Consider the following 23,740-nt stretch of genomic DNA (forward strand, 5'->3'; position numbering starts at 1 on the left):
CGAACGGGCGAAGACGATGTTCGACATTGTCGAATCGGGGCCGGTCGGGCTAGGGTCACCGGCGTGCCGGGTCCGATCCAGTCCATCGAGCGCGCGGCCGCGATCCTGCGGCTGCTGGCGCGGGGCTCGGGCCGTCTCGGCGTCGGCGAGATCGCCGAATCCCTCGAACTGGCCAAGGGCACGGCGCACGGCATCCTGCGGACGCTGCAGGGCGTCGGGTTCGTCGAGCAGGACCGCGACACGGGCAAGTACCAGCTCGGCGCCACGCTGCTGCACCTGGGCACGAGCTACCTGGACGTCAACGAGCTGCGCTCCCGCGCGATCAACTGGGCCGACGCGCTGGCGTCCCGCAGCGGCGAGGCGGTCCGGATCGGCGCGCCGCTGGAGGGCCGGGTGCTGGTCGTGCACCACGTGTTCCGCCCGGACGACAGCCTGCAGACCCTGGACGTCGGCACGCTGCTACCGCTGCACGCGACGTCGCTCGGCAAGGTCCTGCTGGCCTACGACACGACGTTGAAGGCCACCACGGAGGCCTACACGCGCCGCACGCTGGTCACCCAGACGGCGATCAAGCGCGAGTGCGCGAAGGTCCGTGAAGCGGGCTGGGCGGCGGAGAACGGTGAGATGATCTCGGATGAGGCGGGCATCGCCGCCCCGATCCGCGGCCACGGCGGGATCGTGGTCGGCGCGATCGGCGTGTCGGGAGCCGCGGACCGCATCTGCGAGCCCGACGGCAGCCCCGCCCCTCGCTTGCTGGGCCACGTCCGCGACGCGGCCCGCGCGGTGTCCCGCGACCTGGGCGCGTCCCGATGGTGACCCGGCCACCGCGCCATGACGGCGCCCGGGACCCCGCCCGCAACGGCCAACACAACGCCCGGAACGGCCAACACGGCGCGAGCCTCGGTGTGTTGGCCCTTCCGGGCAGCGTGTTGGCCACTCCGGGCAGCGTGTTGGCCGCTGGCGGCGTTGTGTTGGCCGCTGCCGGCAGTGTGTTCGCCGCTGCCGGCAGTGTGTTGGCCCTTCCGGGGCGCCGCGGTCGTCGGCATCGCGGCCCTGGGCCCGTTCCCTCGAGCGCGAGAAGCGCGCAGCGCCCGGCCGCACCGCCGAGCCGGCGCGGCCACTCGATCGTGAAGGAGGTGCGTCCGTGGTCCAGCGGTACGTGATGTCCATCGACCAGGGCACCACCTCCACCCGGTGCATCCTGTTCGACGCCCGCGGCCGGCTCGTGTCCGTCGTGCAGCGGGAGCACCAGCAGCACTTCCCCCGGCCCGGCTGGGTCGAGCACGACGCCACCGAGATCTGGCGCAACGTGTCCCGGATCGTCCCGCAGGCCCTCGCCGACGCCGGGGCGACCGCGGACCAGGTCGTCGGCCTGGGCATCGCCAACCAGCGCGAGACCACCGTCGTGTGGGACCGGCGCACCGGCAACCCGGTCGGACGCGCGATCGTCTGGCAGGACACCCGCACCGACGCCATGCTCGACCAGCTCGCCCGCGAGCCCGGCGCGGACCGCGTCCGGCAGCTGTGCGGCCTCCCCCTGGCCACCTACTTCTCGGCGCCCCGCATCCGCTGGCTCCTGGACCGCGCCCCCGGCCTGCGCGAGCGCGCCGAGCGCGGCGACGTCCTCTTCGGCACCATCGAGAGCTGGCTCATCTGGAACCTCACCGGCGGCGCCGAGGGCGGCGTGCACGTCACCGACGTCACCAACGCCTCGCGCACCATGCTGATGAACCTGCGCACGCTGAACTGGGACGTCGAGCTGCTCGACTTCTTCGACGTCCCGCGCGCGATGCTGCCGGAGATCCGCTCCTCGACCGAGGTGTACGGCACCACCAGCCGCGTCGTGCCCGGCATCCGGATCGCCGCCGCGCTCGGCGACCAGCAGGCCGCGCTGTTCGGCCAGACCTGCTTCGCGCCCGGCGAGGCGAAGTGCACCTACGGCACCGGCAGCTTCCTGCTCCTCAACACCGGTCCGACGCCGGTGCTGTCCACCCACGGCATGCTCACGACCGTCGGCTTCAAGATCGGCGACGAGCCCGCCGTGTACGCCCTGGAAGGCTCGATCGCCGTCACCGGGTCGCTGGTGCAGTGGTTCCGCGACGGCCTCGAGCTGATCGGCAGCGCGCCGGAGATCGAGACCCTGGCCCGGACGGTCGAGGACAACGGCGGCTGCTACATCGTCCCCGCGTTCTCCGGGCTCTTCGCGCCGCACTGGCACAGCGAAGCGCGCGGCGTGATCGCCGGGCTGACGTCGTACATCACCAAGGGCCACCTCGCGCGGGCGGTGCTGGAGGCGACCGGCTGGCAGACCCGCGAGGTCGTCGACGCGATGAACGCCGACTCCGGCCTGGCGCTGAAGACGCTCAAGGTCGACGGCGGGATGACGGCGGACAACCTGCTCATGCAGTTCGTCGCCGACGTCCTCGACGTGCCGGTCGTCCGCCCCATGGTGGCCGAGACGGTGTCGCTCGGCGCGGCCTACGCGGCCGGGTTGTCGGTCGGGTACTGGCCGGACCTGGAAGGCCTGCGGCGCAACTGGCACCGGGCCGGGCAGTGGCTGCCGGCGATGGACCCGGCGCGGCGCACCACCGAGTACGGCCACTGGCGCCAGGCCGTCGAGCTGACGTTCGGCTGGATGCGCCCCGGCCCGGCCGCCGTCGCGCCCGGCTCGGACCTGGTCGAGGTCCTGCTGGCCGACCACCGCCGGTTCGAGCAGCTGTTCCGCGACCTGCGCAACACCGAAGCCGACCGCCCGGCCCTGGTCGCCGAGCTGGCGGCGCTGCTGGTCGCCCACGCGACGGCGACCGAGCGCATCGTCCGCCCGGAAGCACCCGGCGAGCTGTTCGCCGACGACCTCCTGGCCGCCCTCGACCCCGACGACTTCGAGAAGGCGTTGCAGCGCCTGGAAAACCTCGTCGACACCCACGTCCGCGGCGAGGAACGCGGGCTGCTGAACGATCTGCGCGCCACGATGTCCACATCGGACCGGACGGCACTGGGCCGAGCGTTCGCCGCGGAACGCCACCGCCAGCTGGACCTGGGCAGCGGCGACCCGGCCTACATCCGCGACCTGGGCGACCGCCTGCGGCTCTAGCCGGCCTCGAGGACGAAGAACAGGAAGCTCGGGAAGGTGTCGAGGATCGGGAAGTCGTCGGGGTACACCTCACGCGCCTCCGGCACCGGGTGCGGCTCGTGGATGACGGCGATCCGGAACCCGGCTTCGGTGAAGGCATCGGTCATCGCGTGCAAGGGCCGGTTACAGAAGGTCATCCGACAGGCCTGGCCCCGCATGACGAACGTGTCGGTCCAGGTGTAGCGCTCGAAGTAGTCGGGCCTGGGGCCTTCCTGACGGTGCGTGAGGTTGATCATCATCGGGTGGTTGACCGACGCGATGAGCCGGCCGCCGGGGCGCAGCACGCGCCGCAGTTCGGCGAGTGTCGGTGTCCAGTCCTCCAGGTAGTGCAGCACCAGGGACGCCATGACGTCGTCGAAGACGTCATCGGGGAAGGGCAGCGGGTCGGCCAGGTCGGCGACGCGCAGGTCCGTGTCGTCGCCGAGCCGTTTCCGCGCCTGGTCCAGCATCGCGGCGCTCTGGTCGAAGCCGGACACGACGGCACCGCGGTCCCGCAGCGCCGCGAAGAGCGGGCCCGAGCCGCAGCCGGCGTCGAGGATCCGCCGGCCGGTCACGTCGCCGGCGAGCGCCAGGGTCGCGGGGCGTTCGTAGTAGGCGTTCATCAGGCTGGTCTCGTTCTCGACCGTGTAGGCCTCGGCGAAACCGTCGTATTCACTCGTTTCCTGAGCCATGCGGCCATCGTGGCACGACTCGTTCAGCGGGTGGCCGCGGAGCGGATCGACGCCGTCAGGCCGGGATTCCCTCCGGCACCGAGCCACCCAGCCGGGCGCGCACGCGGGCCGCGAAGAGGTCGTAGCGCGTCGCCATCCGGGCGGTCGGACGGCGGATCGGCTCGTGCTCGGACACCGGGCCGAGCTGCTCGCCGTCGCGGAACTGTTCCCGGGTGAGGTCGAGTTCCAGACCGCTGGGCAGGCGATTCCAGTAGTGCAGGCCGGCGCGCTCACCGTCGGGCCGGAACACCTCCGAGCAGAGCAGGACGCCGCCGAGGAGTTCCGCCACGGCCATCGCGGTGACGCTGCAGTGCCCGCCGGCGGGGTTCGCCGCGTCCCACGCGTCCGACGGATCGCAGGTCCGCTCGTCCCAGCACAGCCGGAACACGACCTCCAGCTCCGTCAACGACCACACAGCAGTCATCCGTCCCCCGGCTCGCGTCACCTGAACAGTAGCGACCGAACCTAAGATAACGAAACGATAACGGCGGAATCGCGGTTTGAACCACCCCCGGCTTCTGGCCGTTTCAGCCAATGCCGGAACCAGTGACACCGGGCGCGGTCCCCGACAACCGCGCGCGGTGCCACTCCCCCGGGTTCCGCGCGTTCTCCCAGCCGGGCACGCAGCTTTCTTCGCCGTACCCGGAAAACCTAACGAGGTGAACAACTCCATGTCCCGATCCCCCGCCACGGGCCGGCACCGCGTCTCCCGCAGAACGAAGATCGCCACCGGCGGTCTCGCTCTCGCGATCGCCGTCGGCGGCATCGTCGTCGCGACCACCGCCGGCAAGACCGGTGAAGCCAGCGCCGACCCCGCCGACCCGTCGTTCTTCCTGGACATCGCGAAGGTCCCCGCCGGCAACTTCGTGAACAAGGCGCTGCAGCAGAAAGGCGCGCGCGGCACGTTCACGGTGAACTGCGGCCGCAACGAGAACGGCCACTTCAACCCCGACAACTTCATCGCGCAACCGGGCATCCGCAACGGCGCCCAGCACCTGCACGACTACGTCGGCAACCTCTCCACGAACGCCGACTCGAACAACAAGAGCCTGTCGAAGGCCGGCACGACCTGCAAGAACGGCGACAAGTCCGCCTACTTCTGGCCGGTCGTACGCATCGACACCGGTGAAGACGAAGAAGCCGAGGCGAACCCGCCGGCCAGCGTGCCGGCGAGCGATCGCGCCGGCGCGGCCAAGGACAACACGTCCACGCAGGTCGACTGCCCGGACGTCGCGAGCCAGCTGCCCGAAGACGTCCCCGACCAGGCGATGGACGAGGTGAACCGCAACCTCACGCTGATCGACCAGCAGATCGACGAGGCGAACAAGCGGATCGCCAAGGGTGACCTGAAGACGCCGCAGGACGTCCAGAACGCCGTCGTGGGCCCGCTCAAGGACAAGCGGACCGCCGTGCTCGACCGGATCGCCATCGCGATCGGGCGCAACGCGGCCAAGCCGACGAACCTCGGCGGGCTCGCCGCGTGCGCGCTCAAGCAGGGCGGCCAGGGCGGCCTCGACAACGGCGGCCAGGCCACCAACGGCGACAAGAACGCCTCGGCCGGCCAGAAGCAGCAGAAGCAGACCGACGGCGCGGCCGCGGAACTGCCCGGTGTGAACGACAAGAACGAGGTCGCCGGCAACGACGGCGAGATCCAGCGCGTCCAGTCCGCGACCATCACGTTCACCAGTGGTGGCGCGCGGAAGGTCGTCGCGATGCCGCAGTTCCTGCGCATCCTCTACGGGGACGCGAAGCAGAGCACCAACGGCCCGGCCAACGCCCGGCCGAGCTGGACCTGCACCGGCTTCGAGGACCGGCTGACCGATCACTACCCGATCTGCCCGGCCAACAGCAAGGTCGAGCGGATCCACGCCTTCCCGAACTGCTGGGACGGCAAGAACATCGACAGCACGAACCACCGCACGCACATCGTGTTCGCCGACCAGCAGGGCAAGTGCCCGCAGGGCTTCAAGAACGTGCCGCAGCTGGTGATCAAGCTCGTCTACAACATCCCGCACGACATCCAGGTCAAGGGCCAGTACAAAGTGGACGCTTTCCCGCAGGAGAGCCACAACCCCCGCTCGGACCACGACGACTTCGCCAACGTCATGGGCCAGTGCCTGATGAACCAGGTCGTCAAGTGCATCAACAGCGGCCGCAAGTGCTCGCAGTAGCAGGCTGAAAGCCGTGAAGGCCTCCTTACCGGCCATAACAGCCGGCAAGGAGGCCTTCACGGCTTTCGGTGCGGGGCCTAGGAAGCGGCGCGGCGCTTCGTCCAGATGTCGTAGGCCACCGCGGCCAGCAGGACGACGCCCTTCACCAGCATCACCCGCTCGCTCGGGGCGCCGATCAGGGACATGCCGTTGTTGATGACCGCCATGATCAGGCCGCCGGTGATCGCGCCGACCACCTTGCCGACGCCGCCCTGCACCGCCGCGCCGCCGATGAACGCCGCCGCGATCGCGTCCAGCTCGAAGTTGACGCCCGCCGTCGGGCCCGCCTGGTTCAACCGGCCGGCGAAGATGATCCCGGCCAGGGCCGCCAGCACGCCCATGTTGACGAAGATCCAGAACGTCACCGACTTGACCTTGACGCCCGAGAGCGTCGCGGCCTGCAGGTTGCCACCGATGGCGTAGATGTGCCGGCCGAACACCGACTTGCCGGCCACCAGCGAGTAGCCGAGCACCAGCGCCGCCAGCAGGATCAGCACCCACGGCAGGTTCTTGAACCGGGCCAGCTGCACCACCAGCGCGAGCACCACCACCGCCACGCCGGCGATCTTCAGCACGAAGATCGCGAACGGGTCGACGTCCTGGCCGTACCCCAGCCGGGCCGAGCGCTTGCGCCACTGGGTGAACGCGATCCCGGCGACGGCCGCGACCCCGGCGAGCAGCGACACCAGGTCGGCGCCGCCGAGCGGGCCGAGGGCGATGTTGCCCAGGTAGCCGTCGGTGAAGCCGTTCGACAACGTGCGGATCGCGTCCGGGAACGGGCCGATGCCCTGGTTGCCCAGCACCGTCAGGGTCAGCGCGCGGAACACGAGCATCCCCGCCAGCGTCACGATGAACGCCGGGATCCCGAAGTAGGCGACCCAGTAGCCCTGCCAGGCACCGATCACGGCGCCGACGACGAGCGTGATCAGCACCGCGAGGAACCACGGCAGGTGCCAGTTCACCATCAGCACCGCCGACACCGCGCCGGTCATCGCGACCGCCGACCCGGCCGACAGGTCGATGTGCCCGGAGATGATCACCAGGATCATCCCGATCGCGAGGATCAGCACGTAGGAGTTCTGCACGATGATGTTGGAGATGTTCTGCGGCTCCAGCAGCGCACCACCGGTGAGCACCTCGAACAGCACCACGATCAGCGCGAACGCGACGTAGATGCCGCTCTGGCGCGGGTTGATCGAGATCCGCCGGGCGGAGTGCTCGACCGGTGGCGCGTCGGGCCGCGCTTCGGTCGTGGTCATTCCCGTTCCTTCGTCATGTAGTGCATGAGCAGTTCCTGGGTGGCTTGTTCACGGGTCGCCTGGCCGGTGATCCGCCCGGCCGACAGCGCGTAGATCCGGTCGCAGAGCCCGAGCAGCTCCGGCAGCTCGGAGGAGATGACCAGCACGGCCTTCCCCTGCGCGGCCAGTTCGTTGATGATCGAGTAGATCTCGAACTTCGCGCCGACGTCGATGCCGCGGGTCGGCTCGTCGAGGATCAGCACATCCGGGTCGGTGAAGATCCATTTGGCCAGCACGACCTTCTGCTGGTTGCCGCCGGAGAGCTTCCCGGTCACGCTGTGCACGGTCGGCGCCTTGATCCGCAGGTCCCGGCGGAACCCGTTGGCCGTGTCGTGCTCGGCGTGCTCGTTGACCCAGCCCCGCTTGGCCAGCTTGCCCAACCCCGCCGCGGACACGTTGCGCTGGACGTCCTCGATGAGGTTGAGCCCGTAGCGCTTGCGGTCCTCGGTGGCGTAGGCGATGCCGTGGCGGACGGCGTCGCGCACCGTCCGGACGTCGATCTCCTCGCCGTGCTTGAACACCCGCCCCGAGATGTCCTTGCCGTACGAGCGGCCGAACACGCTCATCGCGAGCTCGGTGCGGCCGGCGCCCATCAGCCCGGCCAGCCCGACGACCTCGCCGCGGCGCAGGCTGAGGTTCGCGCGGTCGACGACCACCCGGCCCGCCTGGGTCGGGCTGTGCACCGTCCAGTCCTCGATCCGCAGCACCTCGTCGCCGATGTCCGGCTCCCGGGGCGGGAACCGGTGTTCGAGGTCGCGCCCGACCATGCCGGTGATGATGCGTTCCTCGGTCAGGCCGGCCGCGTCGAGGGTGTCGATGGTGCGCCCGTCCCGCAGGATCGTGACGGTGTCGGCGATCGCGGTCACCTCGCCGAGCTTGTGCGAGATGATCACGCACGTGACGCCGTCGGCCCGCAGTTCGCGCAGCAGCTCCAGCAAGTGCGCCGAATCCTCGTCGTTGAGCGCCGCGGTCGGCTCGTCGAGGATCAGCAACCGGACCTCTTTGGACAGTGCCTTGGCGATCTCGACGAGCTGCTGCTTGCCGACGCCGAGGTCCCGCACCGGCGTCACGGGGGCCTCCGCGAGGCCGACGCGCTTCAGGAGCGCGTCGGCCTCGTGGTTGGTGCGGTTCCAGTCGATCCAGCCCCGCTTGTTCCGTTCGTTGCCGAGAAAGATGTTCTCCGCGATCGAAAGCTGCCCGCACAGCGCGAGCTCCTGGTGGATGATCACGATTCCGCGCCGCTCACTGTCGCGCACCGAACCGAACTCACACCGCTGCCCGTCGAAGTGGATCTCGCCGTCGTACGTCCCGTGCGGGTAGACGCCGGAAAGCACCTTCATCAAGGTGGACTTCCCGGCACCGTTCTCCCCGCAGATCGCGTGGATCTCGCCGCTGTTCACCGACAGCGTGACGTCCGACAGCGCCTTCACCCCGGGGAAGGTCTTGGTGATCCCGCGCATGCCGAGCAGTTCGGTCATTTCAGCTGACCTGCCGTGTAGTAGCCGGAGTCGACGAGCTCCTTCTGGTAGTTCGCCTTGTCCACGGTCACCGGCTGCAGCAGGAACGACGGCACGACCTTCTTGCCGTTGTCGTAGTCGGTGGTGTTGTTGACCTCGGGCTTGCCGCCCTTGAGCGCGGCGTCGGCCATCTTCACCGTGGTGTCGGCGAGGATGCGGGTGTCCTTGAAGATCGTCGAGTACTGCTCGCCGGCGATGATGGACTTGACCGACGCGACCTCGGCGTCCTGCCCGGTGACCACCGGGTACGGCTGGCCGGCGGAGCCGTAGCCGTTGCTCTTCAGCGCCGAGAGGATGCCGATCGACAGGCCGTCGTACGGCGAGAGGACACCGGAAACCTTGGCGCCGCCGGTGTAGGTCGAGGTGAGCAGGTTCTCCATGCGCTGCTGCGCGGTGGCCGGGTCCCAGCGCAGGATCGCCGCGCGGGCGAAGTCGGTCTGGCCGCTCTTGACGACGAGCTTGCCGCTGTCGATCAGCGGCTTGAGCACGGACATCGCGCCGTTGAAGAAGAACGTCGCGTTGTTGTCGTCGGGCGAGCCGGCGAACAGTTCGACGTTGAACGGACCGGCGCCGGTGCCGAGGCCCTTGACCAGCGAGTTCGCCTGGTCGACGCCGACCTTGAAGTTGTCGAAGGTGGCGTAGTAGTCGACGTTCGGCGAGTTGCGGATCAGCCGGTCGTAGGCGATCACCGGGATCTTCTTGTCGGCGGCCTCCTGCAGCTGCGTGGTGATCGCGGTGCCGTCGATCGAGGCGATGACCAGGAGCTTCGCGCCCTTGGTGATCTGGTTCTCGATCTGGTTGACCTGCGTCGGGATGTCGTTCTCGGCGTACTGCAGGTCGACCTTGTACCCGAGCTTCTCCAGTGCGGCCTTGATGTTGTCACCGTCGTGGATCCAGCGTTCCGACGACTTGGTCGGCATGGTGACGCCGACCAGGCTGCCCGCCGCGCCACCGGCACTGGCGGCCGGTGCCTGGTCGGCGGTCTTCTGGCTCGAACCGCACGCCGACAGCGCGAGCACGAGCCCCGCGGCGGCGATCCCCGCCATTGTTCTGGTGAACTTCATTGTTCCTCTTCCTTTCTCAGAAGCCCTGTGCGAGCCGGTAATACGCCTGGTTCCAGCGAATGCGGTCCGCGAAGTCGTGCGAAGTGGTGGCCGCGTCGATCACGAGCAGCTCGACGCCGAGCAGGTTCGCGAAGTCCCGCAGCGTCTCGGTGCCCACGGCCTGCGTGAGCACGGTGTGGTGCGGGCCGCCCGCGGTGATCCACGACTCCGCGGACGTCGCCAAGGTCGGCGCGGGCTGCCACACCGCCCGCGCCACCGGCAGGTTCGGCAGCGGCTCGTCGGGCGGGACGACGTCGATCTCGTTGGCCACCAGGCGGAACCGGTCGCCGACGTCGACCAGGCCGAGGGTGACGCCGGGCCCGGGGGCGGCGTCGAACACCAGCCGGACCGGATCTTCGCGGCCGCCGATGCCCAGCGGGTGGATCTCGCACGACGGCGTCGCGGCGGCGATGCTGGGGCAGACCTCGAGCATGTGCGCGCCGAGGATCTTCGGCGTGCCCGGCCCGAAGTGGTAGGTGTAGTCCTCCATGAACGACGTCCCGCGCCCGGTGCCGGTGCCCATCGCCTTGACCGCGGCCAGCAGCGCGGACGTCTTCCAGTCGCCTTCGCCGCCGAAGCCGTAGCCGTCGGCCATCAGCCGCTGGACCGCCAGGCCTGGCAGCTGCCGGAGGCCGCCGAGGTCCTCGAAGTTCGTCGTGAACGCGCCGAACCCGCCGTCGTCGAGGAATTTCCGCAGCCCGGCCTCGATCTTCGCCGCGTAGCGCAGCGACTCGTTCCGCGCTCCTCCGGCGGCCAGCTCCGGTACAATGGCGTAGTCCTCGGCGTACCGCTCCAGCAGATCGTCCACATCGGACACACTGTCGACCAGCTCGACCAGGTCGTTGACGCCGTAGGTGTTGACCGAGACGCCGAACCGCCGCTCGGCCTCGACCTTGTCCCCCTCGGTGACCGCGACGTCGCGCATGTTGTCGCCGAACCGGGCCAGTCGCAGGTTCCGCAGGTGAGCCGCGCCGATCGCGGCACGCGCCCAGGCGTCGATCCGGGCCACGACGACCGGGTCGGTGACGTGCCCGGCCACGGTCTTGCGCGGGATGCCGAGCCGCGTCTGGACGTACCCGAACTCGCGGTCGCCGTGCGCGGCCTGGTTGAGGTTCATGAAGTCCATGTCGATCGTGGACCACGGGAGCGCCTCGTTGAGCTGGGTGTGCAGGTGCAGCAACGGCTTGCGCAGCGCGTCCAGCCCGGTGATCCACATCTTCGCCGGCGAGAAGGTGTGCATCCAGGCGATCACGCCGACGCACGCGGCGTCGGCGTTGGCCTCCTGCAGCACCCGGCGGATCGACGAGGCCTCGGTCAGCACCGGCTTGCCGACGATCTCGGCCGGCAGCCCGCCGGCGCCCGCCAGGAGCTGCTGGATGCGCAGGGACTGGCCGGCGACCTGCTCGAGGGTCTCCTCGCCGTAGAGGGCCTGGCTCCCGGTCAGGAACCAGAGCTGCGGTTTGGCCGCGGAAGTCATCGTTCTCCTCATCGAGATCAGTGCTGGCCGTAGACGTTCTGGTACCGGGCGTAGAGCCGGTCGACGTCCTCGGGCGGCAGGGGTTCGGGCGTGCCCAGCTCGAAGGCCTTGTGCACGGTGCGGGCGACGTCCTCGACCATCACCGCCGCCTTCACGGCGTCGCGGGCGGTGCGGCCGACGGTGAACGGGCCGTGGCTGCGCATCAGCACGGCCTTCGACCGGCTCGTGCGCAGCGTCTCGACGATGCCGCGGCCGATCGAGTCGTCACCGATCAGCGCGAACGGCCCGACCGGGACGTCGCCGCCGAACTCGTCGGCCATCATCGTGAGCACGCACGGGATCGGCTCGCCACGCGCGGCCCACGCCGTCGCGTAGGTCGAGTGCGTGTGGACGACGCCGCCGATCTCCGGCATCTCGCGGTAGACGTAGGCGTGCGCGGCGGTGTCGGACGACGGCGCCAGCTCACCGTGCACCAGCTCACCGTGCAGGTCGGTGACGACCATGGTGTCGGCCGACAGGTCGTCGTAGGACACGCCGGAGGGCTTGATGACCAGCAGGTCCCGGCCGGGCACCCGCGCCGAGACGTTGCCCGCGGTCCAGATGACCAGCGCGTTGCGGGTCAGCTCGCCGTGCAGGCTCGCCACGGTCGCCCGCAGCTCCGCGACGGTGTCGAGGACTTCGCCGGTCAGGGACATCAGGACCGTCCTTTCGCGACCGCTCGGCGGCGGGCCGCCAGGCGGTGCATGACGTCGTTGGCGCCGCGGCCGAAGTAGTCGTGCAGGGTCGTGTACTCGGCGTACAGCTCGTCGTAGGCAGTGACGTTTGCGGGCACCGGCTGGTAGACGGCGGAGCGGGCCGAGCCCATCGCCTCGGCCGCCGCGCGGATGTCCGGGTAGGCCCCGGCCGCGACGGCGGCGTGGATCGCGGAGCCGAGCGCGGGTGCCTGCGCCGAGCCGACGACCGACAGCGGGAGGTTGGTGACGTCGGCGTAGATCTGCATCAGCAGGGCGTTCTTCGTCAGCCCGCCCGCCACGATCAGCTCGGTGATCGGGATGCCGGCCTCGGTGAACGTCTCGATGATCTTGCGGGTACCGAACGCGGTGGCCTCCAGCAGTGCGCGGTAGACGTCCTCGGCGCGGGTGGCCAGGGTCTGCCCGACGAGCACGCCGGAGAGGTCGTGGTCGACCAGCACCGAGCGGTTGCCGCTGTGCCAGTCCAGCGCGAGCAGGCCGTGTTCGCCGACCTCCTGCCGGGCCGCGAGCCGGGTGAGCTGCTCGTGGTCGTCGTGCGCGAAGTGCTCGGCGAACCAGCCGAAGATGTCGCCGACGCCGCTCTGGCCGGCTTCGTACCCCCACAGCCCGGGCACGATCCCGCCGTCGACGACGCCGCACATGCCGGGGACCTCGCGCAGGTCGGCGCCGTTGACGACGTGGCACGTCGAGGTGCCCATGATCGCGACCAGCTGCCCGGGCTCGACGGCCCGCGCGGCGGGCGCGGTGACGTGCGCGTCGACGTTGCCGACGGCGACCGCGATCCCCTCGGGCAGGCCGGTCCAGGCGGCGGCTTCGGCGGTGAGGGACCCGGCGCGCGAGCCCAGCTGCCCGAGCGGGTGGTCGAGCTTGTCGGCCACGAAGGACTCGAAGCCCGGTGCCAGTTCGCGGAGGAAGTCGCGGCTGGGGTACTGGCCGTCCTGCAGGATGCCCTTGTAGCCGGCCGTGCAGGCGTTGCGGACGTAGGTGCCGGTCAGCTGCCAGACGATCCAGTCCGCCGCCTCGACCCAGTGCCGCATCGCCGCGTAGACGTCCGGCGCCTCTTCGAACACTTCGAGGCCCTTGGCGAACTCCCACTCCGACGAGATCAGCCCGCCGTAGCGCGGCAGCCACTTCTCGCCGCGCGCCCGGGCCAGCTCGTTGATCCGGTCGGCCTGCGGTTGGGCGGCGTGGTGGCGCCAGAGCTTCACGTACGCGTGCGGCTCGGCCGCGAACTCCGGCAGCTCGCACAGCGGCGTTCCGTCCACTGTGGCCGGAACCATCGTGCAGGCGGTGAAGTCGGTGGCGACGCCGACGACGTCGGCGGGGTCCGCGCCGGCCGCGGCCAGGGCGGCGGGGACGGAGGTGCGCAGCACCTCGACGTAGTCCGAGGGCACCTGCAGCGCCCACTCCGGCGGCAGCGTCCGCCCGGTCGCCGGGAGCTCGCGGTCGACGACGCCGTGGCGGTACTCGGTCACGGCGCTGCCCAGCTCGGCACCGTCCCGCACGCGCACGACGACCGCGCGCCCGGAGAGCGTGCCGTAGTCGATGCCGACGACGAGGGGTTCTGCTGACACTGCCGGTTCACTTCCTTCTGTTAGCGCTAACAGTCACAGGGACGCACAGGGGATCAGCCGGGGTCCGCTATCGCGGTCCGGTGCTCTCGCGCACGATCAGCTCGGGCGCGACCAGCGCGCGGTCGTGCCGTTCGCCGCCGCTCATCCGCGCGACGAGCAGGCCGAACGTGCGCCGGCCGAGTTCGATGAAGTCCTGCCGGACCGTGGTCAGCGGCGGCGTGAAGTACGCCGCTTCGGGCACGTCGTCGAAGCCCGCGACGCGGACGTCGCGCGGCACCGAGATCCCGGCTTCGGCGAACGCGCGCAGCAGGCCGAGGGCCATCTGGTCGTTGCCGGCGAACACGGCGTCCAGGTCCTTTTCCCCGGCCAGCACCCTTCCGGCGTCGTAGCCGGAGCGCGAGCTCCAGTCGCCGCGGACGACCTTGGGCACCGGGGCGCCGTGGCGTTCGAGGGTCTCGCGCCAGCCGGCCTCGCGGTCGCGGGCCTCCAGCCAGTCCTCCGGTCCGGCGACGTGCCAGACCGTGCGGTGGCCCAGGGCGAGGAGGTGTTCGGTGGCGCGGCGGGCGCCGTCGCGCTGGTCGACGGCGATCACCGGGACCGGCGCGTCGTCCCCGCCGCCGACGGCGACGACCGGGATGTCCTCGGGCGCGGCTTCCAGGGCCCGGCCGGCGGTGACGTGCGGCGCGATGACGATGATGCCTTCGACCGCCTGGCCGCGCAGGTTCTCGACGGCGTCCGCGATCGACGACCGGCCGGGGCGGCTGACGCTGGAGATCGTGATGGCGAACCCGGCTTCGCGGGCGGCGTTCTCGATGCCGTAGAGCGTGCTGGCCGGACCGTACAGATTGGACTCGAGCGCGAGCACGCCGAGGGTGCCGGTGCGCCCGGTGACCAGCGCGCGGGCCGCGGAGTTCGGGCGGTAGCCCAGTTCCTCGATCGCGGCGAGCACCCGGGCGCGGGTCGCGGGCCGTACCGGGCCGGTCCCGTTGATGACGCGCGACACGGTCATGTGCGAGACGCCGGCGCGGCCGGCGACGTCGGTCAGGCTCGGCTGCCGGGTCCCGTTCAGGGGGCCGCCAGGGCGGGATCGTTCGGCCACCGACTGCCCCTTTCGTCCATATCGGCGTGGTCCCCGTCACTCGTTCAGGTGACGGCGAGGAGTCAGTGTTAGCGATAACACTCGTCCGGTCAAGCCCGGCCCGCGTAACGGTCTCGTCACGTGCCCCGCCGGTCCACCGGCGATTTCGACGCGTTCGACCAGCGGTTTCGGTGAAGAACCCACCACCACCGGCCACGACCGCCGTGTTCAAACCCGTCACCACCGTGTTCAGACCCGCGACTCGCGTGATCAAGGCCGGAACTCACGTGACTGAAGCCGGAACTCGCGAGTTACGGCCCCGATCACGCGAGTTACGGCCCCACGCACGCGAGTTACGGGCTAACTCACGCGGGTTGCGGGTCTGGACGCGCGGGGTTACAGGGTCAGGGTCGCGGCGACCGGGAGGTGGTCGGAGCCGGTCGCGGGGAGGGTCCAGGCCGCCACCGGGCGGACGCCGGTCACGAAGATCTGGTCGATCCGGGCCAGCGGCAGCGAAGCCGGCCAGCTGAAGCCGAAGCCGTCGCCGGCCTCGTCCTGGGCCGCCTGCATCCGGCTCGTGATCGGGGTGAGCGCGCGGTCGTCGGTCGTGCCGTTGAAGTCGCCGACCAGGACCTTGCGTGACGCCGTTTCGGCCGCAAGAGCGTCGGCGAGCAGGCCGAGCGCGGTGTCGCGGCCGTTCGCCGTGAAGCCCGAGTCGAGCCGCACCCGCACCGACGGCAGGTGCGCCACGTACACCGCGACCGGCCCTTGTGGACTGTCCACAGTGGTCCGAAGAGCCCGGGTCCACGGCATGATCGCCACCGGTTCCGTGTCGTGGATCGGGTAAGTGCTCCAGATCCCGACCGTCCCCTGCACCGAGTGGTGCGGGTACGCCGCGGCGAGCGCGTCCTCGTACTTCGGCACCTCGGACCGCTTCAGCTCCTCCAGCGCGATCACCTGCGCGCCGGACGCCGCCAGGGCGCGCGCGGTGCCCGCCGGGTCCGGGTTCTCGTCGTTGACGTTGTGCGAGACGATCGTGAAGTTCCCGCCGCTCTCCCGCTTGTCGAAGACGCGGCCGCCGAACGACCCGCCCCAGACGAGCGCGGGCAGCAGCAGCGCCACCAACGCCAGTGCCGAACGCCGGATCAGCGCCGCCACGAGCAGCGGGACCACGAGCAAGCCGGCCCAGGGCAGGACGGTCTCCAGCAGCGAACCGGCGTTGCCCGCCCAGTTCGGCACCAGCGGGTGCGCGAGCAGCAGCACCGCCGTCAGCACGGCGAACACCGCGATGACGCGGCCACGCCGCCAGGGGCCGGGACGACGCTCCGGCGCGGGCGGCACGGTGATCGGTTCGGTCACGGCGGTCATCGCGTCGCCGCCGGGAGCTCCCGCTGGATCGCGGCGATGAGCGTCTCGCTGGTGGCCAGCGCGGCCTGCAGCCCGGCCGACGGCGTCCCGCCGGGGCTCTGGTGCAGCACCACCCCGAGGATCAGCGCGCCGCTCGACGCCCGGGCCGCCCACATCAGGGCCCCGCCGGCCGCGGTCGACGAGCCCGTCTTCAGCCCGATCACGCCGGAGCGGCCGAGCAGGGTGTTCGTGTTGACGACCGCGCCCGGCACGCCGTCGACCTTGAGACTCGGCGTCGCGACGATCGAGCGGACGGTGTCGTCCTTCATCACCTCGCGGGCGAGCCGCAGCTGGTCCTCGGCGGTGCTGGTCGTGGAGTCTTCGACGCCGCTGGCGCCGGTGTAGGTGGTGCTGCCCATACCGAGCGCCGCGGCCTCGCGGTTCATCTTCGCGACGAACGCGTCCTGGCTCCCGGCGTCCCACCGGGCCAGCAGGCGGGCGACGTTGTTGCCGGACGGGATGAGCATCAGGGCCAGCAGGTCGCGCTCGCTGATCGCGCGGCCCGCGCGGACCGGCGCGGTGGACTCCTCGGCCGACGTCGACTCGGTCTCGGCCTGCTGGTCGACGGTGATCCGCGGGCCCGCGTCACCCGGGGCGAGCGGGTGGTCCTTGAGCACGACGTAGGCGGTCATCACCTTCGTGACGCTGGCGATCGGCACCGGCGTCCGCTCGCCGCGGCTCCCAAGGGTGCCCAGGCCCTGGACCTCGGCGCTCGCCTGGCCCTGCGCGGGCCACGGCAGCGGCAGGGTGACGGCCGGGCGGGCCGGATTCGCCTGCCCCGCCACCGACGGCGGGAAGACCACCCAGCAGGTCGCGGCGAGCGCCACCGCCGCCGCGGCGGCGAGGCCGCCGGCGACGGGCGGGATGCGAAAGCGGGCCATGGATCTCCTCCGGGTGCCGGGGTGCGCCACTCGAGCGCACACCGATCACTCTGTCCGGAGAAGATCGCCGTCCCGTCGGGGTTGTTCGACAGGTCTGAACCAGAAGTGTCCCGGTTCTGTACCAAAAGTGGCGCGGGAGGCCCTCTGCCGCGCGCACGGCAGAGGGCCCGCCCCGCACCGCGCGATCAGCTCACGTGGACGTAGTCCACGACGAGCTGCTGCGGGAACTGGGTGCTGCCGTCGGGGTCGCCGGGCCAGTAGCCGCCGACCGCCAGGTTGAGGATGAGGAAGAACTCGTGGTCGAACGCCCACTGGTTGCCGCCGACGTCGGCGGGCGTGCGGGTCTGGTAGACGTTCCCGTCGACGGACCAGACGATCTTGTCCGTGGACCAGTCGATCGCGTAGGTGTGGAAGTCGTCGGAGAAGTTCGGCCCGCTGTACGGCGCGCCGATCCCGGCCGAGCCGGAGTAGCCGGGCCCGTGGATCGTGCCGTGCACCGTGTTCGGCTCGAAACCGACGTTCTCCATGATGTCGATCTCACCGCAGCTGGGCCAGCCGGCGCTGCCGATGTCGGTGCCGAGCATCCAGAACGCGGGCCACATGCCCTGCCCGCGCGGCAGCTTCATCCGGGCTTCGATGTGCCCGGAGGACGCGGCGAACTTGCCGGAGCTGTTGAGCCGTGCCGAGGTGTACTCGCAGGGCCCGTACCAGCAGTTGTTCCCGCTGCTTTCCTTCTTCGCGGTGATCACGAGGTGGCCCTCGCCGTCGAGCGCCGCGTTGGCGGTGCCGTCGGTGTACCACTGCCGTTCGTGGTTGTTGACGTTGTCCCCGGTCTCGTGGCCCCACTTCGCCCCGTCGACGCCGGCACCGGCCGGGCCGTCGAAGTCGTCGCTGAAGCTGGCGAGAAGGTTGGCGGGGACGGCCGAAGCGGCCTGGCTCTGCGGTGCGGCCACCAGTGCGCCGGCCACGAGCAGCGCCGCGGGCGCCACCAGCAGGCGGGCGGTCCGCCGCCATCGGGCGGAGTTCTCGGTCGACATCGTTGTCGCCCCTCTCGGTCCGCGGGCGACGGCTGGCGGCTCACCGGCACCCTATTTGTTGTGGATGGCAACAAAGTATCCACGGGTACCTGGCGAAGAACAAGGCTAACCGGTCGGACATTTTCCGACGAGTACCCGATGGTCCGGACCATCGGGTACTTTCGGGCAATCGGTGCCGGTCGGAGCGGCTCAGCGCTGGATACAGTCCAGTCCGAGGCCGACGCCGGTGGCCACGTACTCGCAGATGTGCGACGCGTGCGCGGCATCGGTCTCGGTGCAGCCCAGCGGGACGCCGAGCAGGTCGACCGAGCAGTAGGCGTAGAACTGGTTCGGGCTCCCCGGAACGGGGTCCGCCGAAGCCGGGGCGGCCAGGCCCACGGCCGCGGAAACGGCGAGCGCGGCCGCGGCCGCGATGGCGGCGATACGGGTCCTCATGGTGCTCTCCTCCCGGAATCCCCCTGTGCGCCAGGGGTTTGTGCTGGGAGAGATGCCCCGTGGCGCGGCGGTTCACCTCCGGGTCACCGGAAAGTGTCACGGGACGGGACCGCGAACCGAACAGAACATGAACAGTCGATGCTCGATTACGTCCGAACGTAGGTAGTTGCGAGCAGCTTCGATCACTTAGGCTGGCTGTCGCTGCCCTGCCGAGGTCCCCCTGGAGGCTCCTGTGATGGCCGACCCGCGTCGTTCCGGACTCACCCGCCGCAGCTTCCTCGGCGGTGTCGCCGCCGCCGGCGCGCTCGGCGCCCTGCCCCCGGGCATGGCCGAAGCGCTCGCCGAACCGCGTGCGAGCGGCAGCCTGTCCGACGTCGAGCACGTCGTGGTCCTGATGCAGGAGAACCGCTCGTTCGACCACTACTACGGCACCATGAAGGGCGTCCGCGGCTTCGGCGACCGCTCGGCGATCGTGCAGCCGAGCGGCCAGGACGTCTTCCACCAGCCCGACTCCGGCCGCACCGACGGCAAGTACCTGCTGCCCTTCCGGGTGGACACGTCCAAGGTGGACGGTCAGGACCTCGGCGACCTCGGCCACGGCTGGGCCGATCAGCACCGGGCCATCGCGGGCGGCGCGAACAACGCGTGGGTGCCCGCCAAGGGCGAGATGACCATGGGCTACTTCGGCCAGGGCGACATCCCGTTCCACCGGGCGCTGGCCGACGCGTTCACCGTCTGCGACCACTACCACTGCTCGGTGCAGGGCCCGACCACGCCCAACCGGCTCTACCTGTTCACCGGCACGATCGACGCCGACGGCCACGGCGGCGGCCCGGCGAACTACAACCCGGCCGACTACAAGCCGGTGTTCAGCTGGACGACCTACCCGGAACGCCTGCAGCAGCACGGGGTCTCGTGGAAGGTCTACGCCAGCAAGGAGGTCGGCGACGCGGGCGGCTCGTTCGTCGGCGACTACGGCGACAACCCGCTCTGGCTGTTCAAGGCCTACCACCAGGACTACGCCAGCGAACTGTCCAAACGGGGCAGTGTGTTCAAGACCTGGGGCCCGGATTCGGGCAAGGGCAAGGACGTCAACCACGTCCTGTCGGAGTTCACCGCCGACTGCGCGAGCGGCTCACTCCCCCGCGTCTCCTGGATCGTGGCACCCTACGGCTACTGCGAGCACCCCGAGGCGCGGCCGGTCGACGGCGCCGCGTACACCCAGACCGTGCTGAACGCCTTGTGGGCCAACCCGAAGCTCTGGGAGTCCACTGTGGTCCTCATCAACTACGACGAGAACGACGGCTTCTTCGACCACGTCGCGCCGCCGATCGCGCCGTCCGGCACCGCGGGCGAGTACATCGGCGGCCAGCCGATCGGCCTTGGCGCCCGGGTGCCGATGACGGTGATCTCGCCGTGGAGCCGCGGCGGCTGGGTCAGCTCGGAGGTCGCCGACCACACGTCCGTGATCCGCTTCCTCGAACGCTGGACCGGCGTCGCGGAGCCGAACATCAGCGCGTGGCGCCGGGCGCTGTGCGGCGACCTGACGGGCTGCTTCGACTTCGGCACCACCGACGTCCGGATCCCGCTGCTGCCCGACACCGCGGCGCTGCGCAAGCAGGCCGACGACACCCAGCGCAAGCTGCCGAAACCCGCGCCGCCGGCGACCGGGAAGCAGCAGGCGCCGGTGCAGGAGGCGGGCACCCGCCCGGCCCGCGCGCTGCCCTACCAGCCGCTCGTGACGACGTCGCTGAGCGCCGACCACCAGATCCTGACCACGACGTTCGCCAACCAGGGCACGGCGGCCGTCCAGCTCACCGCGTACCGCAACGACGGGCAGACCGACGGCCCGTGGGGCTACGACGTCGCCGCCGGCAAGCAGGTCAGCGACACCTGGCGGATCCAGGCCTACGGTGGTGGCAAGTACGGCGTCGCGGTGCACGGGCCGAACCGGTTCCGCTGGGTCTTCGCCGGGGACGCGAACAGCGCGGGCGCCGGGGTCGACGTCACCGCGGGCTACACCGCCGACCACAAGCTGCGGCTGACCCTGCGCAACGGCGGCACGACGGCCGTCAAGGTCACGGTGACCGCGAACCACTACCGCACCGACGGGCCGTGGACGTATGCGCTCGCGGCGGGCCAGACGGTGACCGACGACTGGAACGCCGTCACCTACGGGTCCGGCTGGTACGACCTGTCGGCCACGCTCGACGCCGACCCGAAGTTCCTGCGCCGGTTCAGCGGGCACATCGAGACGGGCTCGCCGAGCGTCACGGGGTAGTCGTTCACATCCGTGATGGGCGTTCAGTTTGTTGACGCATGTCACATCCGTGACCTATAAAGGGACAGTCCGGGTGTACGCCGCAACACCTCCGCTGTAACCCCCCTCCCGGAGGTCACGGGTGTCCCGACGAAGTCCGCTCCGCCATGCCGCTTTCCTCGGCGCCGCAACCGTTGCCGCCACTGTCGCCGCCGTCGCGCTCACCGGCGGCGGCCCCGCGCGGGCCGCGGCGGCGAACCTGTCCGCCACGTTCGCGCAGACCTCGGTCTGGACCGGCGGCTACGGCGGCGAGTACACGATCGCCAACCGCGGTGACGCGGCTTCCACCGGCTGGACCGTCGAGTTCGACCTGCCCGCCGGGTCGTCGGTGAGCAGCTCGTGGAGCTCGGTGAAGACCCAGAGCGGGCAGCACTACAAGTTCACCAACGCCGGGTTCAACGGCACGGTCAAGCCCGGCGCCACCGCGAGCTTCGGCTTCAACGTCGCCGGCGCCGGCGTGCCCGCCGCGTGCACGGTGAACGGCGCTTCGTGCACCGGCGGCGGCCCGGTCACGACCACGCCGACGACCCCGACGACGACCACCACCACGCCCCCGCCGACCACGACGACCACTCCCCCGCCGAGCGGTGACACCGTGAACGTCTCGACGGCCGCCCAGCTGCAGGCCGCGCTGGCGAACGCGGCGCCGGGGCAGGCGATCAAGCTCGCGGCCGGCACCTACCGCGGCTCGTTCGTCACGACGAAGGCGGGCACGGCGGCGAAGCCGATCACGCTGTCCGGCCCGGCCGGCGCGATCCTGATCAACGACGGCCCGACCGGGGACGCGCCGGACTGCCCGGTGCCGACCGCGGGCTGGGACTCCGGCTACGGCCTGTGGCTGTCCGGCGCGCCGTACTGGAACCTGACCGGCTTCACCGTGCAGGAGGCGAAGAAGGGCATCGTCGTCGACAACTCGCCGCACACCACGATCGACGGCGTGAACGTCAACCACGTCGACGAGGAGGCGGTGCACTTCCGGCGTTCGTCGGCCGACAGCGTGCTGAAGAACTCGACCATCACCTACACGGGCCTGGTGCAGCCGGGTTACGGCGAGGGCGTCTACCTCGGTTCGGCCAACTCGAACTGGGCCTGCCACGGCAACTCCGGCGGCGTCGACCGCGGCGACCGGATCCAGGTGCTGGACAACCACATCGGCCCGTTCATCGCGGCCGAGCCGATCGACGTCAAGGAAGGCACCACGGGCGGGCTGATCCGCGGCAACACCTTCGACGGCCGCGGCATCTCCGGCGAGAACTCGGCGGACTCCTGGATCGACGTCAAGGGCATCGGCTACACGATCGAGAACAACACGGGCACGTTCGCCCCGCCGGGCGTGTTCGCCAACGGCTACGAGAACCACAACACCAGCACGTCACCGTCGTTCGACAACGGCTGCGGCAACGTCTGGCGCAACAACAAGTCCGACCTCGGCGGGGTCGGCGCCTACGCGATCAAGATCAGCTCGGTCTCGAAGTGCGCGGCCGACCCGAACGTGGTGTACGCGTCCAACACGGTCACGAACGCGACGTCCGGGCTGACGAACATCACCGTCACCCCCTGACCCCGGGCCGCCGCCGGGTACCGCCCGGCGGCGGTCAGAGGTGCATCGCCAGCCAGAGCGCCACCCAGGCGGCGGCCACCAAGGCCGCGCCCATCACCGCTCCGAAGAGCACCCGCCGTACGGCCACTGGTGTCCTGGTCTGCTCCATACTGATGATCATGAACCACGCGGCCGGATCCCGACAGGCGGCGCGCTCGACCGGGCGACCCCCGCGCGGGGTACCCCGGCGCCGCACTCACGGCACGATCGAGTCCACGTACCCGCCGTCGACGCGGACGGCCGCGCCGGTGGTCGCCGACGCGAACGTCGAACTCAGGTACACCACCAGGTTCGCGATCTCCTCGGGCTCGATCAGCCGCTGCAGCAACGACTGCGGCCGGTGCTTCTTCATGAACTCGCGCTGGGCCTCGTCCCACGGCAGGTCCTTGCCGACCAGTTCGTAGACGAAGTCCTCGACGCCGCCGGTGTGCGTCGGGCCCGCGATGACCGCGTTGACGGTCACGCCGGTGCCGGCCGCGTGCTTGGCGAACCCGCGGGAGACGCCGAGCAGCGCCGTCTTCGACACTCCATAGTGGATCATCTCGGCCGGGATCACGATCGCGGAGTCGCTGGCGATGTACTGGATCCGGCCCCAGCCACGCTCGGTCATCCCGGGCAGGTAGGCGCGCGTGAGCCGGACCGCGGCGAGCACGTTGACCTCGAAGTACCGCCGCCAGTCGGCGTCGGTGATCTCGAGGGGCTCCTGGGCGCCGAAGATGCCGAGGTTGTTGACGAGGATGTCGGCGTCCGGCACGGCCTCGACGACCTGGGCCGCGCCGGCCTCCTCCGAGACGTCCCCGTGGGCGGCCACCAGGTCGGCGTCGGGCAGCTCCTGCTTCAGCCGCGTGATGGCGGCCTGGACGCTGTCGGAGCCGCGGCCGTTGATCGCGACCCGCGCGCCCGCGGTAGCCAGTCCCTTCGCGATCGCCGACCCGATGCCCTGGGTGGACCCGGTGACCAGTGCCGTCTTCCCACTGAGGTCGACCCGCATGCGTGAAAGCCCTTTCTCGCGCCACCGTGCTTCCGGCCGATTGAAGCACAGCCCACCGGCGGCCACCGGCTGAAGCCGAGCCGGTCCCCGGAGCGGGCGGCAGCGTGAAAAGCGGTTGCCGTCGTCGGCCGGGTGTCGGCACCATCTGCGCCATGACCACGCACCGCATGCCGCTCCTGCCGACCGTCGCCGCGATGTCCGCGCCGGTCCAGCAGCA

The 23,740-nt window shown here is 70.6% G+C and carries 18 protein-coding genes and 1 pseudogene; 5 read left to right on the forward strand and 14 right to left on the reverse strand.

What is annotated here, in order from left to right; translation table 11 throughout:
- The first annotated feature begins 63 nt into the window (after positions 1-63).
- The gene (locus tag ACLJQZ_RS17730; protein ID WP_247052482.1) at positions 64-816 is read left to right on the forward strand and encodes an IclR family transcriptional regulator; all 753 of its coding nucleotides are present in this window, start codon (positions 64-66) and stop codon (positions 814-816) included.
- 328 nt (positions 817-1,144) lie between these two features.
- On the forward strand, positions 1,145-3,094 hold the full coding sequence (gene glpK, locus ACLJQZ_RS17735; RefSeq protein ID WP_410621084.1) for a glycerol kinase GlpK: 1,950 nt from the start codon (positions 1,145-1,147) through the stop codon (positions 3,092-3,094).
- Here the strand turns inward: glpK and ACLJQZ_RS17740 are convergent.
- Positions 3,091-3,804 (reverse strand): class I SAM-dependent methyltransferase, encoded by a 714-nt coding sequence (locus tag ACLJQZ_RS17740; protein ID WP_410621085.1) that lies wholly within the window; start codon positions 3,802-3,804, stop codon positions 3,091-3,093. The two genes, glpK and ACLJQZ_RS17740, sit on opposite strands and share 4 nt — an antisense overlap.
- Before the next feature lie 55 nt (positions 3,805-3,859).
- The gene (locus ACLJQZ_RS17745; protein WP_410621086.1) at positions 3,860-4,267 is read right to left on the reverse strand and encodes a hypothetical protein; all 408 of its coding nucleotides are present in this window, start codon (positions 4,265-4,267) and stop codon (positions 3,860-3,862) included.
- A 247-nt stretch (positions 4,268-4,514) separates the two neighbouring features.
- On the opposite strand from ACLJQZ_RS17745, the gene ACLJQZ_RS17750 reads away from it, so the two are divergent.
- Entirely contained in the window at positions 4,515-6,014 is a 1,500-nt protein-coding gene (locus ACLJQZ_RS17750) for a DUF1996 domain-containing protein (protein WP_410621087.1), read from the forward strand.
- 77 nt (positions 6,015-6,091) lie between these two features.
- Here the strand turns inward: ACLJQZ_RS17750 and mmsB are convergent, their stop codons facing one another.
- The 11 genes and pseudogenes from mmsB to ACLJQZ_RS17805 form a co-directional block, all read right to left on the reverse strand.
- Positions 6,092-7,312 carry a multiple monosaccharide ABC transporter permease gene (gene mmsB, locus ACLJQZ_RS17755; RefSeq protein ID WP_247052487.1) on the reverse strand — a complete coding sequence of 407 codons (1,221 nt, stop codon included), beginning with the start codon at positions 7,310-7,312 and terminating at the stop codon, positions 6,092-6,094.
- The gene (mmsA, locus tag ACLJQZ_RS17760) at positions 7,309-8,829 is read right to left on the reverse strand and encodes a multiple monosaccharide ABC transporter ATP-binding protein (protein ID WP_410621088.1); all 1,521 of its coding nucleotides are present in this window, start codon (positions 8,827-8,829) and stop codon (positions 7,309-7,311) included. The genes mmsB and mmsA overlap by 4 nt, the downstream gene beginning before the upstream one ends.
- Complete coding sequence (gene chvE, locus ACLJQZ_RS17765; protein WP_326952738.1) at positions 8,826-9,932, reverse strand: multiple monosaccharide ABC transporter substrate-binding protein; 1,107 nt, start codon at positions 9,930-9,932, stop codon at positions 8,826-8,828. Before chvE ends, mmsA begins: the two co-directional genes overlap by 4 nt.
- A gap of 16 nt (positions 9,933-9,948) precedes the next feature.
- Positions 9,949-11,448 (reverse strand): L-arabinose isomerase, encoded by a 1,500-nt coding sequence (araA, locus tag ACLJQZ_RS17770; RefSeq protein WP_410621089.1) that lies wholly within the window; start codon positions 11,446-11,448, stop codon positions 9,949-9,951.
- 17 nt (positions 11,449-11,465) lie between these two features.
- Positions 11,466-12,143: an L-ribulose-5-phosphate 4-epimerase gene (locus ACLJQZ_RS17775; protein ID WP_410621090.1), complete on the reverse strand. Its 678-nt coding sequence runs from the start codon at positions 12,141-12,143 to the stop codon at positions 11,466-11,468.
- The gene (gene araB, locus ACLJQZ_RS17780) at positions 12,143-13,774 is read right to left on the reverse strand and encodes a ribulokinase (protein WP_410621091.1); all 1,632 of its coding nucleotides are present in this window, start codon (positions 13,772-13,774) and stop codon (positions 12,143-12,145) included. The genes ACLJQZ_RS17775 and araB overlap by 1 nt, the downstream gene beginning before the upstream one ends.
- A 67-nt stretch (positions 13,775-13,841) precedes the next feature.
- The gene (locus tag ACLJQZ_RS17785) at positions 13,842-14,873 is read right to left on the reverse strand and encodes a LacI family DNA-binding transcriptional regulator (protein WP_410621092.1); all 1,032 of its coding nucleotides are present in this window, start codon (positions 14,871-14,873) and stop codon (positions 13,842-13,844) included.
- Between the two features lie 375 nt (positions 14,874-15,248).
- Complete coding sequence (locus ACLJQZ_RS17790; protein ID WP_410621093.1) at positions 15,249-16,220, reverse strand: endonuclease/exonuclease/phosphatase family protein; 972 nt, start codon at positions 16,218-16,220, stop codon at positions 15,249-15,251.
- Positions 16,217-17,140 carry a D-alanyl-D-alanine carboxypeptidase family protein gene (locus ACLJQZ_RS17795; protein ID WP_410621094.1) on the reverse strand — a complete coding sequence of 308 codons (924 nt, stop codon included), beginning with the start codon at positions 17,138-17,140 and terminating at the stop codon, positions 16,217-16,219. The genes ACLJQZ_RS17790 and ACLJQZ_RS17795 overlap by 4 nt, the downstream gene beginning before the upstream one ends.
- A gap of 188 nt (positions 17,141-17,328) precedes the next feature.
- Positions 17,329-18,177: pseudogene (locus ACLJQZ_RS17800) on the reverse strand (family 16 glycosylhydrolase); the annotation flags it as partial.
- 189 nt (positions 18,178-18,366) lie between these two features.
- Positions 18,367-18,612, reverse strand: coding sequence for a hypothetical protein (locus ACLJQZ_RS17805; RefSeq protein WP_410621095.1), 246 nt, complete (start codon positions 18,610-18,612; stop codon positions 18,367-18,369).
- Between the two features lie 235 nt (positions 18,613-18,847).
- On the opposite strand from ACLJQZ_RS17805, the gene ACLJQZ_RS17810 reads away from it, so the two are divergent.
- On the forward strand, positions 18,848-20,893 hold the full coding sequence (locus tag ACLJQZ_RS17810; RefSeq protein WP_410621096.1) for a phosphocholine-specific phospholipase C: 2,046 nt from the start codon (positions 18,848-18,850) through the stop codon (positions 20,891-20,893).
- A gap of 121 nt (positions 20,894-21,014) precedes the next feature.
- On the forward strand, positions 21,015-22,493 hold the full coding sequence (locus tag ACLJQZ_RS17815; RefSeq protein ID WP_410621097.1) for a cellulose binding domain-containing protein: 1,479 nt from the start codon (positions 21,015-21,017) through the stop codon (positions 22,491-22,493).
- Positions 22,494-22,728: 235 nt separating this feature from the next.
- Here the strand turns inward: ACLJQZ_RS17815 and ACLJQZ_RS17820 are convergent, their stop codons facing one another.
- A complete protein-coding gene (locus ACLJQZ_RS17820) occupies positions 22,729-23,523 on the reverse strand; it encodes an SDR family NAD(P)-dependent oxidoreductase (RefSeq protein WP_410621098.1) in 795 nt (264 codons plus the stop codon).
- Positions 23,524-23,740: the final 217 nt, after the last annotated feature.

The organism is Amycolatopsis sp. cmx-8-4, assembly GCF_046548675.1.
Classification (GTDB): domain Bacteria; phylum Actinomycetota; class Actinomycetes; order Mycobacteriales; family Pseudonocardiaceae; genus Amycolatopsis.